7 protein-coding genes are annotated in these 13926 nt (G+C 68.9%); 4 read left to right on the forward strand and 3 right to left on the reverse strand.

The window, feature by feature from the left end:
* The first annotated feature begins 275 nt into the window (after positions 1-275).
* On the forward strand, positions 276-1301 hold the full coding sequence (locus J2X41_RS20765) for a glycoside hydrolase family 43 protein (protein ID WP_310085266.1): 1026 nt from the start codon (positions 276-278) through the stop codon (positions 1299-1301).
* Between the two features lie 55 nt (positions 1302-1356).
* Positions 1357-2895, forward strand: coding sequence for an alpha-L-arabinofuranosidase C-terminal domain-containing protein (locus J2X41_RS20770; RefSeq protein ID WP_310085269.1), 1539 nt, complete (start codon positions 1357-1359; stop codon positions 2893-2895).
* 440 nt (positions 2896-3335) lie between these two features.
* Here the strand turns inward: J2X41_RS20770 and J2X41_RS20775 are convergent, their stop codons facing one another.
* Genes J2X41_RS20775 through J2X41_RS20785 form a run of 3 tightly spaced genes read right to left on the reverse strand, consistent with a single transcriptional unit; the run spans position 3336 to position 9159 of the window.
* Positions 3336-4961, reverse strand: a complete 1626-nt coding sequence (locus J2X41_RS20775) for an alpha-L-fucosidase (protein WP_310085271.1) — start codon at positions 4959-4961, stop codon at positions 3336-3338.
* A gap of 8 nt (positions 4962-4969) precedes the next feature.
* Complete coding sequence (locus J2X41_RS20780) at positions 4970-7162, reverse strand: exo-alpha-sialidase (RefSeq protein ID WP_310085274.1); 2193 nt, start codon at positions 7160-7162, stop codon at positions 4970-4972.
* Positions 7163-7176: 14 nt separating this feature from the next.
* A complete protein-coding gene (locus J2X41_RS20785) occupies positions 7177-9159 on the reverse strand; it encodes a glycoside hydrolase family 97 protein (RefSeq protein WP_310085276.1) in 1983 nt (660 codons plus the stop codon).
* 155 nt (positions 9160-9314) lie between these two features.
* Between J2X41_RS20785 and J2X41_RS20790 the strand changes: the two genes are divergently transcribed.
* Together J2X41_RS20790 and J2X41_RS20795 are read left to right on the forward strand one after the other, a co-directional pair.
* Positions 9315-11780: a glycoside hydrolase family 3 N-terminal domain-containing protein gene (locus tag J2X41_RS20790; RefSeq protein WP_310085383.1), complete on the forward strand. Its 2466-nt coding sequence runs from the start codon at positions 9315-9317 to the stop codon at positions 11778-11780.
* A 57-nt stretch (positions 11781-11837) separates the two neighbouring features.
* Positions 11838-13778 carry a sialate O-acetylesterase gene (locus tag J2X41_RS20795; protein ID WP_310085278.1) on the forward strand — a complete coding sequence of 647 codons (1941 nt, stop codon included), beginning with the start codon at positions 11838-11840 and terminating at the stop codon, positions 13776-13778.
* Positions 13779-13926 lie beyond the last annotated feature (148 nt).

A 13926-nucleotide genomic window follows, 5' to 3' on the forward strand; every position in this document is an offset into this window, starting at 1 on the left:
TTTCCTCTCCTCACCCGCATCGCGGGGGAGGTGGATCGGCGCGCAGCGACGAGACGGAGGGGGCGTCGTGCGGCGGGGGGACGCCCCCTCCGTCACGATGCGTATCCTCATCGCGCCACCTCCCCCGCGTCGCGGGTGAGGAGAAGCGTGCGACTCCAGGGTCCGCAGCGGTCGAAAGCCGTCATCCACGACGGTAGACCGCCACAACCGCTTTACGTATCCAAATTGTCTGAGTAATGTCCCGGACGCCTGAAGGCGACCCCCGGGGGAAGTGGATGAAACGAAGTCTGTCTCTTGCGTTCGCCTGCTCGGCGGCGCTCGCCGCCTGCGGCGCGCCGTCGGTCGGTTGGTCGGTCGGTCCCGAGCCGGTCATCGTCTACCGGGGCAACCCGATCGTCCGCGACCGGTTCACCGCCGATCCCGCCCCGCTGGTCGTCGGCGACACGCTGTATCTCTACACCGGCCACGACGAGGCCCGGGGCGACGAGATGTTCACCATGCGCGACTGGCTGGTCTTTTCGACCAAGGACATGAAGACCTGGACGCCGCACGCCCCGATCATGAAGGCCACGGATTTCAAGTGGGCCAAGGGGGACGCCTGGGCGTCGCAGGCCATCGAGAAGAACGGCAAGTTCTACTTCTACGCCGCCGTCTCACACGACGACAGCCATCCGGGCATGGCCATCGGCGTCGCCGTTTCGGACAGTCCGACCGGTCCGTTCACCGACGCGCGGGGATCGGCCCTGATCACCAACCAGATGACGCCCGAAGGCACGCACAGCTGGGAGGACATCGATCCCACCGTCTTCACCGACGATGACGGCGTGACCTGGATCGCCTGGGGCAATCGCGACTGCTACATCGCGAAACTCAAGGCCAACATGACGGAAATCGACGGCCCGATCCGCAAGATCACCCCGCCGCATTACGAGGAAGGTCCCTGGCTGCACAAGCGCGGCGATCTTTACTACCTCATCTATGCGTCGTTCGACCGCAAGACCCAGAGCGCCGAACACACCTCCTACGCCACCGCGACCTCGCTGGACGGCCCATGGACCTATCGCGGCGAACTGACCGCATCGGCCAAGAACAGCTTCACGATCCATGCCGGCGTCGCCGAGTTCAAAGGCCAGACATACATCTTCCTGCACAATGCGACGCTTACGATCGGCGACCAGGGCGGCGCCGTCGGCCGCCGCGCCGTGACGGTCGAGTACCTGCAATATAACCCGGACGGCACGCTCAAGCCCGTCGTCCAGACCGAGGCCGGCGTGTCCGTGCCGCCTCCGCCAGCCAATTAATCAGACAAATGACCGCGCCGTAGCATGGCGCGATAGTCCACCTGGGATACCATCAATGCGTCTTCTGACATCCGCGGCCGTGATCGCCGCCGCCCTGATCCTGCCTGTCGCGGCCCATGCCGCCGAGGCCCCGGTTCAGGTGACACTGGATGCGTCCAAGCCCGGCGCCGTGATCGACCGCCACGTCTTCGGCCAGTTCGCCGAGCACCTGGGCAGCGGGATCTATGGCGGCATCTGGGTGGGCAAGGACTCCACGATCCCCAACACCCGCGGCATCCGCAACGATGTCGTGACGGCCTTGAAGGCGCTGAAGGTCCCCAACGTCCGCTGGCCGGGCGGCTGCTTCGCCGACCAGTACAACTGGCGCCGCGGTATCGGCCCCGAGCGCAAGGCGATCGGAGCGGGCGAGCCCAACACCTTCGGCACCGACGAATTCATGGACTTCGCCCAGCAGATCGGAACCGAAGCCTATATCTCGGTCAATCTCGGCTCGAGCACCGCGCAGGATGCGTCCGAATGGCTCGAGTACATGACCGCGTCGACCGACCATGCTCTGGGCGCCGAGCGGGCTAAAAACGGTCATCCCGAGCCGTACAAGGTCTCGATTCTCGGCCTCGGCAACGAATCCTGGGACTGCGGCGGCGCGATGTCGGCGGACTTCTACGTCAACGAAATGAAGCGCTTTTCGCACTTCGTGCACAGCTACAATCCCGCCCAGCCGATGAAGCGCGTGGCCGTCGGCCCGAGCGGCAGCGCCGAAGACTATACCGAAGAAGTCATGAAGGCGTGGAAGGGCCGTTCCTGGTCCTGGGACATCGACGCTCTGTCACTGCATTTCTATGCGACGGGCGGCTGGCCGCCGCATATGGCGGACACCGGCTTTGACGAAAAGGACTACGCCGTCCTGCTGAAAGACCCGACGGCCATGGACGACCTGATCAAGACGCAGTCGGCGATCATGGACAAGTACGATCCCGAAAAGAAGGTCGCCCTGGCGGTCGACGAATGGGGCGCGTGGCTGGCGCCGACGCCGGGATCGAGCCCGGGCGCCCTGGCGCAGCAGAACACCCAGCGCGACGCCGTGCTGGCCGCGCTCAGCCTCAACGTCTTCGCGCGCCACGCCGACCGCGTCCGCATGGCCAATATCGCCCAGATGATCAACGTGCTGCAGGCCATGATCCTGACCAAGGACGACAAGATGGTCCTGACGCCGACCTATCACGTCTTCCACATGTACGTGCCGTTCCAGGACGCGACCTTCGTGCCGCTGACCTTCGACGCCGGAACCTATACGACGAACGGGATCACCCTGCCGCGCGTCGACGCCGTCGCGGCCAGGGACAAGGCCGGCAAGGTGTGGATCGCCGTCACCAATATCGACGCGAAGTCGCCCGCGACCTTCAGCGTTTCACTGGCCGGCGTGAAGGCCACCAAGGCTTCGGGCCAAACCCTTTCGGCGCCGAAGGTCAGCAGCATCAACACCTTCGACGCGCCCAACACCGTCGCCCCCAAGGCGCTGTCGGCCAAGGTCGCGGGCGGCAAGCTGACCGTCACCGTGGCGCCGGCGTCGGTGACGGTGCTCGGCCTGGATTAGTCGGACCAACCGGCGGGCCCCGGCCCGCCGGCCGACCGGTAAGGTGGATAAAGCGCTTCGACGAGATCCAGGCGCAGGCCCTGACGCGAGAGCTTGTCCCCGGCGCGGACGTCGATAGGTCCTCCCCCTGTGGGGAAGGTGTCGGCGAAGCCGACGGAGGGGGGAGAGCTCGGCTGGCGGCCACAACCCGGATCGAGCCGTCTACAACTCCCCCCACCGATCGCTGCGCGATCGCCTCCCCCAGAGGGGCAGGGCTATTGCATATGGATTTGCCCTATCGAGAGCGCGTATTGGATCGACGCAAGCTCTTCCAAAAGGCGAACAAAACGAATCCAAACGGGCTTGCGAGCCAACCTTCTGGCTTCGGCTGGATGCACGGCTCAAGCCGTCCACCCTTCGTTCTTCCATATGCGATAGCCCTGCCCAGAGGGGGAGGGCCTTTAGGCCAGCCCAGGCCCCGAGATTCTGACCACCGGCGTGAACGCGGGCCGGGTCTCGGGCAGGGTTACGTGCAGGCCCTTGTCGTCGCGCTTGAACGCCAGATCGCCGCCGCCCAGCAGCTCCACCCGCCGCACCTGGCCGGTGCTGGTCGGGCCCGAGGCGGCCAGGCTCTGGATCACTAGCTCGCCCGTCGGCCAGGCCATCGGCAGGGCGTAGAGGTCGCCGCCCTTGGTGGTGAAGCGGATGTCGGCGGCCTCGAACGGCTTGGCGTCGCCCTCGTTCTGCATGCCCTCGACCAGCCTGGTCGGGCCCTCGCCATAGATCCGCCAGGGCCGCGAGGCGTAGATGGCCGGGCCGTTGACGGCGATCCAGCCGGCCATGCCCTCCAGCACCTTTTCTTCCTTGTCGTCGATCGTGCCGTCGCCGCGCTGGGGGATGGAGACCATCAGGCAGCCGTTCTTGCTGACCACATCGATCAGGCGCTGAATCACGTCCTTGGCGCTCTTGTAGCCGTCGCGGTCGTAGAGGCCGCGGTCGTAGTGCCAGTTGCCGATGCAGGTGTCGGTCTGCCAGGGCTCGGGCCGCAGGCGGTCGGAGAAGCCGCGCTCGACGTCCTCGACAACGCCCCGCCGCTGGAGAGCGTTGAGCTTCTTGCCGGTCACCACCACGTCGGTCGCGCCGCGCGCGGCCAGGGCCTGGTTGTAGTAGTGGGCCGTGGCCGCCAGGCCCGCCTGGCCCAGCGGCAGGGTGTAGTTGTCGAAATAGACCATGTCGGGCCGGTAACGGTCGACCAGATCGTTCTGCCGCGCCAGCCAGCTGGCGACGAAGGCGGGATTGGTCGGCGGCGGGGTCTCCAGCCACTCGCTGTCGTGCTTGTCGTGCCAGGCGTTGGCGGCCTTGATGCTGTCGATCCCGTCGGGGATCAGCATGTTGGGACCGGTATAGAGCTGTTGCGGGTCCAGCCCCTGCCACCACTTTCCCTTGCCGTCGGCCTTGGTCAGGCGGAAGGCGTCGTAGCGCCGGCCCTTCAGAGGGCCCTCGGCGTCGTAGCCATAGGCGGTCTGCCACCAGTGCCAGGCGTGGGCCGAGTGGTTGGAGACGCCGAACCGCATGCCGTGCTGGCGGGCGACCTTCTCCCAGGTTCCGACGATGTCGCGTCCCGGTCCGACGCGCAGCGTGTTCCAGGCGTGATGGCGGCTGGCGTACATGTCGAGGTTGTCGTGGTGGTTGGCCATCGACATGAAGTACTTCGCCCCGGCGGCCTGGTACTTCTTCATAAGCCCTTCCGGATCCCAGTTCTGGGCCTTCCAGCGCGGGATGAACTCCATGAAGCCGAACTGGGTCGGATGGCCGTAGGTCTTGACGTGGTGCTCGTAGACCCCGTTGCCCTGGATATACATCTGCCGGCCGTACCAGTCGCCGTATTCGGGCACGCACTGCGGGCCCCAGTGCGACCAGATGCCGAGCTTGGCGTCGCGGAACCAGTCGGGGACCTTGTAGCCCTGAGCCAGGGACTCCCAGCTGGGCTGGAAGCCGCCCTTGCGGGGGGCGGCCAGGGCGGGCGCGGCCGAGGCGGCGGCCAGGCCGGCGCCGAGGTTCAGCAGGTGGCGGCGATTGAGGCTCATGGCAGTCCTTAAGGCTGAACCGGCGACGGGTCGCCATAGAGGATGCCCCGGCCGTGAACGGCAAGATAGACGCGGCCGAAGCGGTTGGGATCGCCGGTCAGGGCGGACAGCCCGGCGAAGCCCCAGCGCTCGTCGTGCAGCTTGATCCAGGTCTTGCCGACGTCGTCGGAGCGGAACACGCCCTCGACCCCGCCGACCTTGCCCCAGACGAACACCGCCGGATGGGCCTGGCCCGGCGCGGCCTTGCCGAAGCCGACCAGTCCCGCCTCGTCGACGCCGCCGACGGCCTTGAAGCTGTCGCCGCCGTTGGTCGAGCGCATCAGGCCCTGGGCCGTGGGCAGCCACAGCTCGCCCTCGATCCCCGGGACGGTCTTAAGCGGCCTGCCATTGGGAAGGTCGCGGGCCGTGACCTTGAAGGTTTCGCCCCCGTCGGCGCTGGCCAGCACCGCGCCCTGGACGGCGTCGTAGACATAGAAGCGCGCCGGGTTCACGCGGTCCGAGGCGGGGGTGAAGTCGGCCCGGTCGCCCTTTTCCACGCCCTGCACCGGCCGCCAGGTCTTGCCGTCGTCGCTGGAGACGTAGGGCGGCGCGTCGCGCAGGGCCCAGACCATGCGCTGGCCGTCGGCCGACAGGGCGATGCGGCCGGTGTGGACTTGAGCGCCGCGCGGCGGCGAGCCGGCGAAGGCCTTCCAGGTCTTGCCGCCGTCGGTCGAGCGGAAGCCGCCGGTGGGCGTCGGGTCGCTGGTCCGGACCAGGACGTCGGGCGCCAGAGCCGCATAGTCGAGACCGCGATTGGTGCCGCCGTGCGGGTCGAAATAGCGGCTGCCCGCGGCGCGATCCAGGTCGTCGTGGCGGAAGCCCCCGATGTCGCCGATCACGCTGACCAGCGGCGCGGCGCCCGAAGCGCTGTTGGGGGGCGAGACCAGCTCCAGGGCCGCCGTCTCCTCCAGGCCCTCGTCGTCGAACCGCCAGTTGGTGCGGCCCGAGCGGTCGGCCTCGGTCAGGTTCCGGGTTCGCCACAGGCCATAGCCGGTGACATAGATCGCCTCGTCGGGATTGGTCGGGTCGATGTCGACGTCGCCGATCCAGTGGCCCATGGCGCGGCCGGTCTTGCCCTCCAGGCCGCGCACCCAAGGCGCGCCGCCAGCGTCGTGCTCGGACTTTTCGCGCAGCCCCTTCCAGGTCTTGCCGCCATCCGTGCTGCGGAACAGGTCGTCGCCCGCGCCCCAGCGGTCGAGGGTGGAGACCACGACCACGCCCGGATGGGCCGGGTCGAGGCTGAGGCCGCCATAGCCGAACGCGTCCGGCCCGCTCGGCTTGACCGGCGAGATGTCGGTCCAGGCCCCGCTGTCGGGATCGAAGGTCCAGACCGCGCCGTCGGTCACGCCGTTCGGGCCCAGGCCGTCGCCGTAGGCGATGTACAGCACGCCCTTGGCGTCCAGGGCCAGGTGATGCGGGACCAGGCCCTTCGGCTGGCCCTCGACCAGGCCCCAGGTCGCGCCGGCGTTGGTGCTGACCAGCAGGCCGCCGCCGCGCGCCGTGGCGAAGCCGGCATAGACGATCGCCGTCTCGCCGGTCTTGGTCTTCTCCACCGGATCGAAGGCCAGCAGGGTGACGTGGACCTTCGGGAAGGCGTCGATCCGCGACCAGGTCGCGCCGTGGTCGGCGCTGCGGTAGAGGCCGTCCTTGGCGCCCAGGAACAGCACCGCGCCCTGGGCCGGGTCGACCATCAGCCGCTCGCCGGTGTTGCGGCCGTCCTCGTTGCCGCCGATCTTGACCGGCAGCTCGGTCTTGGCCCAGGTCGCGCCCCGGTCGGTGGAGCGCAGCAGCGCCCCGCCGCGCGCGTATTGCCCGGTATACTCGCCGGCCGCCATGTAGAGACGGTTCGGGTCGTGGGGATCGACCGCCAGGCTCAGCGCCCCGGCCAGCTGGCCGTCGGCGCGCTTGAGGTCGTCGTTCAGCGCCACCCAGCGGTTGGTCGCCCGGTCAAGGCGATAGGCCCCGCCGATGTCGGTGCGGATATAGACCAGCCCCTTCTCGGTCGGGTGATAGACCACGCCGCTGACGAAGCCGCCGCCCAGCACTTCGACGGGTTTCCAGCTGTAGGGTTGCACGGTCGGCGAGGCGGCCAGGGCGGGCGCGGCGAGGGCCAACGCCCCGGCGGCGACCGCCAGGGCGAGCATGCGTCTGAACGAGGACAAGCGGGATCTTTCGTCTAGCGGGCGGAGGTCAGGCGGACGGCCGCGCCGCCGCTGGGGGCCAGTTTCAGGGTCAGGACGTCGCCGGCCTTCACCTTGCGCTGGGTGGCGACCAGGTCGGTCGGCGCCGCGCCGTCCTGGCGGATGTCGGCGCTGAAGGTCCCCGCGCCCAGGAAGGTCAGCGGGACCGTCACGGTCCGGCCCGTCTCGTTGGTCATGGCGCCGATCCACCAGTCCGCGCCCTTGCGGCGGGCCAGCACGATCGACTGGCCGACCTCGCCGGTGATGAACCGGGTCTCGTCCCAGGTCGTCGGCGCGGCGCTGACGAAGTCCAGGCCGGCGGGGCTGCCCCGATAGGTGTCGGGGCTGTCGGACACCAGGCCCAGCGGGCTGTCATAGACCACGTACATGGCCAGGGCCTGGCCGCGCGTGGTCTGGACGAACGGCAGGTCGTTGCGGGGATTGAACGTCGCCGGGGCCACGTTGCGGAAGCCGCCGGGCGTGTAGTCCATCGGCCCCAGCAGCATGCGGGTATAGGGCAGGGTGACGTTGTGGGTGGCGGTGATCCGCCGGCTCCACTTGTTGTACTCCGCGCCCAGCACGCCTTCCTGGGTCAGGTAGTGCGGATAGGTGCGGACCAGGCCCGTGGGGTGCTCGGCGCCGTGTAGGTCGACCATCAGGTGGTGCTCGCCGGCCTTGGTCAGCAGGCGGTGGTAGTAGTCGACCATCTGCTGGTCGTCGCGGTCCATGAAATCGACCTTGATCCCCTTCAGGCCCCACTTTTCGTAGAGCGCCAGGGCTTCGTCCATCTGGGCGTCCATCGACTTCCAGTGGGCCCAGACCCACAGCCCGACCTTGCGCTGGGCGGCGTAGGCGACGAGGCCCGGCATGTCGATCTCGGGGATGGTCCGGGTGATGTCGGCGCCCGGCTTCACCGTGCCAGCGCCGCCGCTGTTCTTGTACCAGCCGTCGTCGATCAGCATGTATTCCAGGCCGTTGGCGGCGGCGAAGTCGATATAGGCCTTGATCGTCGCGTCGTTCATCCCGGCCTTGGGCACGCCCGAGACGACCGGGCCGTTCCACCAGTCCCAGGCGGCCTTGCCCGGCTTGATCCAGCTGGTGTCGGCCAAGGCCGTCGGCGGATTGAGCGTGGCGACCAGGTTGCTCTCGATCAGCTTGCCGGCGGTCGGCGCGACCATGATCACCCGCCAGGGCGAAACGATGTCGGCGCCGGGCTTGCCGCGCACGGCGATCGCGCCGTCGTCCAGGCGCGGCGACAGCTTGGCCTGCAGGCCAAGCCCGCCGTCGCCCCGGCCGGTCAGGTAGAGGCCGGCATAGTCCTTCAGGTCGGCCTCGGCGACGGCGAACGCGGCATTGGCGCCCTGGCAGACCAGCGGGGCGTCGTAGAGATTGTGCTCGCGGATCTTCGAGGCCTGGACGGGATCGAACTCGCCCTCATGGCTGGAGCCGAACTTGCCGAGGTTCAGGCCCCAGCAGCGGTAGTCGGCCGGGAAGTCGAAGCGGGTCTCCTCGTTGCGGACATTGACCGCCTCGGCGCCGGCCTGCCCGGGCAGCACGTAGCGGAAGGCGACGCCGTCGTCATAGGCGCGGACGATGACCTTCAACTGGCGCTTCTGGCCGCCAGGCTCCTGAAAGTCGACACTGAGCTGGTTGTAGTGGTCGCGCACGGTCTTGGCCTTGCCGGCCACCAGCTCGTAGGTGGTGTCGCTGGCCGCCTGGCTGGCGCCGGCGATCTTCAGGCCGTGGGACAGCGATCCGCCCGTCACGGCCAGGCCCAGGGGGGAGGGCGCCAGCAGCGGCCGGCCCTTGTAGGCGACGGCGTAGCGGGCCTGGCCGTCGCTGTCCGAAACCGTGACCTTCAAGGCGCCGTCGGGCGAGGCGAGCACGTGTTGGGCGGCGCTGGCCGTGTCGGCGGCGACCAGCGCCAGGACCGTACTTGCCATCAGGCTGGCCATCCGGCCCGCCGCAAATCCACGCATATTGTCGCTCCCCGGACGTTTCTATTTGTCACACAAATTAGACGGTGTATGGATCGCCGTCGAGCCTTAGATACCGGTACCAGCGAACGAAGACCGGATTGCCGAGCACGCTTTGGCATGCCAATGACAGCGTTGTCGGAAATTCAACGATAATGATGCGGGGAGTTATGAACACCAAGGCCTTTTGCGCAGCGCTGCTGGCGACCACCCTCCTGACGGGCGCCGCCTCGGCCGCCGAGACCAAGAGCACCGCTCATCCGGCCCTGTGGCCCGCGGCCAAGAGCCAGGGCCTGGTCGATCCCCAGACCGAGGCCTTCGTCGATTCCCTGCTGGCCAAGCTGACCCTCGAGGAGAAGGTCGGCCAGATGATCCAGGCCGACATCGCCTCGATCAAGCCGGAAGACCTGAAGACCTATCCCTTGGGCTCGATCCTGGCCGGCGGCAGCTCGCCGCCGCTGGGCGCCCCCGACCGCTCGCCGATCGGCCCGTGGCTGAAGTCGGTCGAGGCGTTCCGCGACGCCGCCGCCCAGCGCCAGGGCGGCACGCAGGTGCCGCTGATGTTCGGCATCGATTCGGTGCACGGCAACGGCAACGCCGTCGGCGCCACGCTCTTTCCGCACAACAGCGCTCTTGGCGCCACCAGGGACCCCGAGCTGATCCGCAAGATCGGCGCGGCCACCGCGCAGGAAACCGCCGCCGCCGGCTTCGACTGGGCGTTCGGCCCCACCCTGACCGTGCCGCGCGACGACCGCTGGGGCCGTGCCTATGAGGGCTATTCGGAAGATCCCGAGATCGTCCGTAGCTATGCCGGCCAGATGATCCTGGGCCTGCAGGGCGCCGTCAGCCAGGGCCACGTGATCCAGCAGGGCCATGTGGCGGCCAGCGCCAAGCACTTCCTCGGCGACGGCGGCACCCACGGCGGCAAGGACCAGGGCGACACCCAGGTCTCCGAGGCCGAGCTGATCCGCCTGCACGCCCAGGGCTATGTGCCAGCCATCAACGCCGGGACCATGACCATCATGGCGTCATTCAACAGCTGGAACGGCGAGAAGATGCACGGCAACAAGAGCCTGCTGACCGACGTGCTGAAGGGCAGGATGGGCTTCGACGGCTTCATCGTCGGCGACTGGAACGGCCACGGCCAGGTGGCCGGATGCACGCCCAAGAACTGCCCCCAGGCCGCCAACGCCGGCCTGGACATGTACATGGCGCCCGATAGCTGGAAGGACCTCTACGTCAACACCCTGGCCCAGGCCAAGTCGGGCGAGATCCCGATGGCCCGCATCGACGACGCCGTGCGCCGCATCCTGCGCGTGAAAGCCAAGCTGGGCCTGTTCCAGGCCGCGCGGCCGCTGGAAGGCAAGGAGGCGGTGATGGGCTCGGCCGAGCACCGAGCCATCGCCCGCCAGGCCGTCCGCGAGTCGCTGGTGCTGCTGAAGAACAACGGCGTGCTGCCGGTGAAGGCCTCGGCCAACATCCTGGTGGCCGGCTCGGGCGCCGACGACATCGGCCAGCAGGCCGGCGGCTGGACCCTGTCGTGGCAGGGCACGGGCAACACCAAGGCCGACTTCCCCAACGCCCAGTCGATCTATTCGGGCCTGAAGGAAACGGTCGAGGCCTCGGGCGGCTCGGCGACGCTCAGCGTCGACGGTTCGTTCGAGAAAAAGCCGGACGTCGCCATCGTGGTGTTCGGCGAGACGCCCTACGCCGAGGGCGTGGGCGACATCAAGACGCTGGAATACCAGCCCGGGAACAAGACCGATCTGGCGCTGCTGAAGAAGCTCAAGGCCGCCGGCGTGCCGGTGGTGGGCGTGTTCCTGTCGGGCCGCCCGCTGTGGGTCAATCCCGAGATCAACGCCTCGGACGCCTTCGTGGCCGCCTGGCTGCCCGGCTCGGAAGGCGGCGGGATCGCCGACGTGCTGATCGGCGACAAGGCGGGCAAGCCGCGCACCGACTTCCACGGCAAGCTGGCGTTCAGCTGGCCCAAGACCGCCGGCCAGTTCACCCTGAACCGCGGCGACAAGAACTACGATCCGCAATTCGCCTATGGCTACGGCCTGACCTACGCCTCCAAGGTCCGGGTCGGGACGCTGTCGGAGAAGCCGGGCTTCACGATCGCCACCGACAATGTCAGCAACTACTTCGTCGGCGGCAAGACGCCGGCCCCGTTCGAGTTCCGGCTGACCCCGACCACGGCCGTCCAGGTCCGTCCGGTGGACGCCGGCAACGTGCAGGAGGCCGGCCGCCAACTGACCTTCTCGGGCGACACCGCGGCCACCGCGGCCCTGGCGGCCGACAAGGCCTTCGACCTGTCGTTCCAGGCCAATGCCGACATCGACCTGCTGATCGACTATCGCGTCGACGCCAAGCCGACCGCGCCGGTGGCCCTGTCGATCGGGGCGGGCAAGCTGGACGTCACCCCGGTGCTCGAGTCCTCGCCGATCGGCGAGTGGAAGAGCCTGAAGGTGTCGCTCAAGTGCTTCCAGGCGGCGGGAACCGACGTGACCAAGGTCACCGCGCCGTTCGCGCTGTCGACCGCCGGCAAGCTGGTGGTCTCGCTGCAGGGCGTGAAGCTGACCACGGATCCGGCCGGCGCGGTCTGCCCGGGCAAGGCTCAATAAGAAACGCCGCTCATCCCGGCAAAAGCTGGGATGAGCGGACATTAGGGTTGGGAAATCATGCGCTCGAAGATCCTTGGCCTACTGGCCGCCACCGCCCTGACCGCCCTGGCCGGAGCCGCTTCGGCCGCGCCGCTGCTGGCCCCGGTGTTCACCGACCACGCCGTCCTGCAGCGCGGGCAGCCCATCCGGGTGTGGGGCGCGGCCAAGGCCGGCGAGGCGGTGGAGCTTTCGCTGGGCGAGGCCAAGGCCAGCGCCACGGCCGACGCCCAGGGGCGCTGGTCGGCGACCTTGCCGGCGCGGGAGCCGGGCGAGCCCCTGACCCTGACCGTCCAGGCCGGCGGCGAGCGCCAGACGATCTCGGACCTGCTGGTTGGCGACGTCTGGCTGTGCTCGGGCCAGTCGAACATGGAATACCCGCTGCGCCGCTCCCTGGGCGGCGAGGCCGAGGCGGCCAATTCGGCCGATCCGAACATCCGCCTGCTGCAGACCGGCCGCGTCAGCCTGCCCGAGCCGACGACGGCCCTGCCCAAGGAGGCGGTCTGGCGTCCGGCCACGCCGGAGTCGGCCAACAATTTCAGCGCCGCCTGCTTCTTCATGGGCCGCGAGATCAAGAAGACCACCGGCGCGCCGGTCGGCCTGATCGACGCCACCTGGGGCGGTTCGGTGATCCAGGACTGGATCAGCCGCGACGGCCTGCAAGCCCTGGGCGGCTATGACGAGGGCCTGGCGATCCTGGCCGACTACGCCAAGTCGCCGGAAACCGGCATGGCCCGCTGGATCGCCCAGTTCGACCGCTGGGCCGCCAAGGCCGAGCCGCAGGCCGCAACCTGGAGCCGCCCGGACTTCGACGACCGCGACTGGAAGACCATGCCGGCCGAAAAGCTCTGGGAGACCAATCCCGGGTTGGAGAGCTTCGACGGCACGATCTGGTTGCGGGCGACGATCGTCCTGACCGCCAAGCAGGCCAAGCAGGGCGCCTTCCTGGCCCTGGGGCCGGTGGACGACCTGGACATCACGTTCGTCAACGGCCGCCAGGTGGGCTCGACCCAGGGCTGGGACAAGCCGCGGGCGTACAAGATCGCGCCGGGCGTGCTGAAGGCGGGACCCAATGTCGTCGCGGTGCGGGCCATCGACACCGGCGGCGGCGGCGGGGCGTGGGGCCCGGCCGCCGAGAAGGGGCTGAGATTCGACGACGGTGCGTTCGCGCCCCTGGGCGCCAGCTGGCGCTACAAGGTCTCATCCACGGTCGCCCAGAGCGGCGTGCCGCCGACGCCGCCATGGGTGGGGGCCAGCGGCCTGTCGACCCTGCGCAACGGCATGATCGCGCCGCTCGCTCCGTATGGCCTGAAAGGCTTCGCCTGGTATCAAGGCGAGGCCAATGTCGCCGAGCCCCAGAACTACCAGCGCCTGCTGGCCGCCCTGGTCGGCGACTGGCGCCAGTCGTTCGGCGGGTCGGACCTGCCGTTCCTGGTGGTGCAACTGGCCGATTTCGGGCCGCGCCAGACCCGTCCGGTGGAATCGGGCTGGGCCGGCGTGCGCGACGCCGAACGCCGCGTGGCCGCCGCCGATCCCAAGGTCGGCCTCGCCTCGGCCGTCGACATCGGCGACGTCTACGACATCCACCCGGCCAACAAGCAGCAGGTCGGCCATCGCCTGGCCCTGCAGGCCCGCAAGCTGGCCTACGGCGAGACGACCCTGGTCGCCGCCGGCCCGGCCCCGCTGTCGGCGACGCTGTCCGGCGGGGCGGTGGTCGTTGGGCTGGACCAGCCGGCGGTGGTGCAGGCCGACGCCCGGCCGGTCGGGTTCGAGCTGTGCGACGCGACCGGCGCCTGCCGTTTCGCCGACGCGGCCCTGGCCGGCGACCGGGTCAGTCTGGCGGTCCCCGCCGGCTTCACGCCGGTCAAGGTCCGCTTCGCCTGGGCCGACAGCCCGATCCTCAACCTGTATGGCGCGACAGGCCTGCCGGCGACGCCGTTCGAGCTGGCCATCGCGCCGTAGGCGGATCGACGTTCAAGGCCTTGTGGTCCTCGTCCCTCGACAAGCTCGGGATGAGGACCATTTGCAGGCACGGCGCGCTGAGAACCTCATCATGAGCTCGTCGAAGGACGAGGGCGCGCCGTTAACCGGCAACCCCTGGCGCGCGACG

This window comes from Caulobacter sp. BE254 (assembly GCF_031457295.1).
Classification (GTDB): Bacteria; Pseudomonadota; Alphaproteobacteria; order Caulobacterales; family Caulobacteraceae; genus Caulobacter.

What these genes read in the sequence shown, in the direction of transcription:
- J2X41_RS20785 (WP_310085276.1), bottom strand. Translation starts at nt 9,159, where the DNA reads ATGCGTGGATTTGCGGCGGGCCGGATGGCCAGCCTGATGGCAAGTACG.
- J2X41_RS20790 (WP_310085383.1), top strand. Translation starts at nt 9,315, where the DNA reads ATGCGGGGAGTTATGAACACCAAGGCCTTTTGCGCAGCGCTGCTGGCG.
- J2X41_RS20765 (WP_310085266.1), top strand. Translation starts at nt 276, where the DNA reads ATGAAACGAAGTCTGTCTCTTGCGTTCGCCTGCTCGGCGGCGCTCGCC.
- J2X41_RS20770 (WP_310085269.1), top strand. Translation starts at nt 1,357, where the DNA reads ATGCGTCTTCTGACATCCGCGGCCGTGATCGCCGCCGCCCTGATCCTG.
- J2X41_RS20795 (WP_310085278.1), top strand. Translation starts at nt 11,838, where the DNA reads ATGCGCTCGAAGATCCTTGGCCTACTGGCCGCCACCGCCCTGACCGCC.
- J2X41_RS20775 (WP_310085271.1), bottom strand. Translation starts at nt 4,961, where the DNA reads ATGAGCCTCAATCGCCGCCACCTGCTGAACCTCGGCGCCGGCCTGGCC.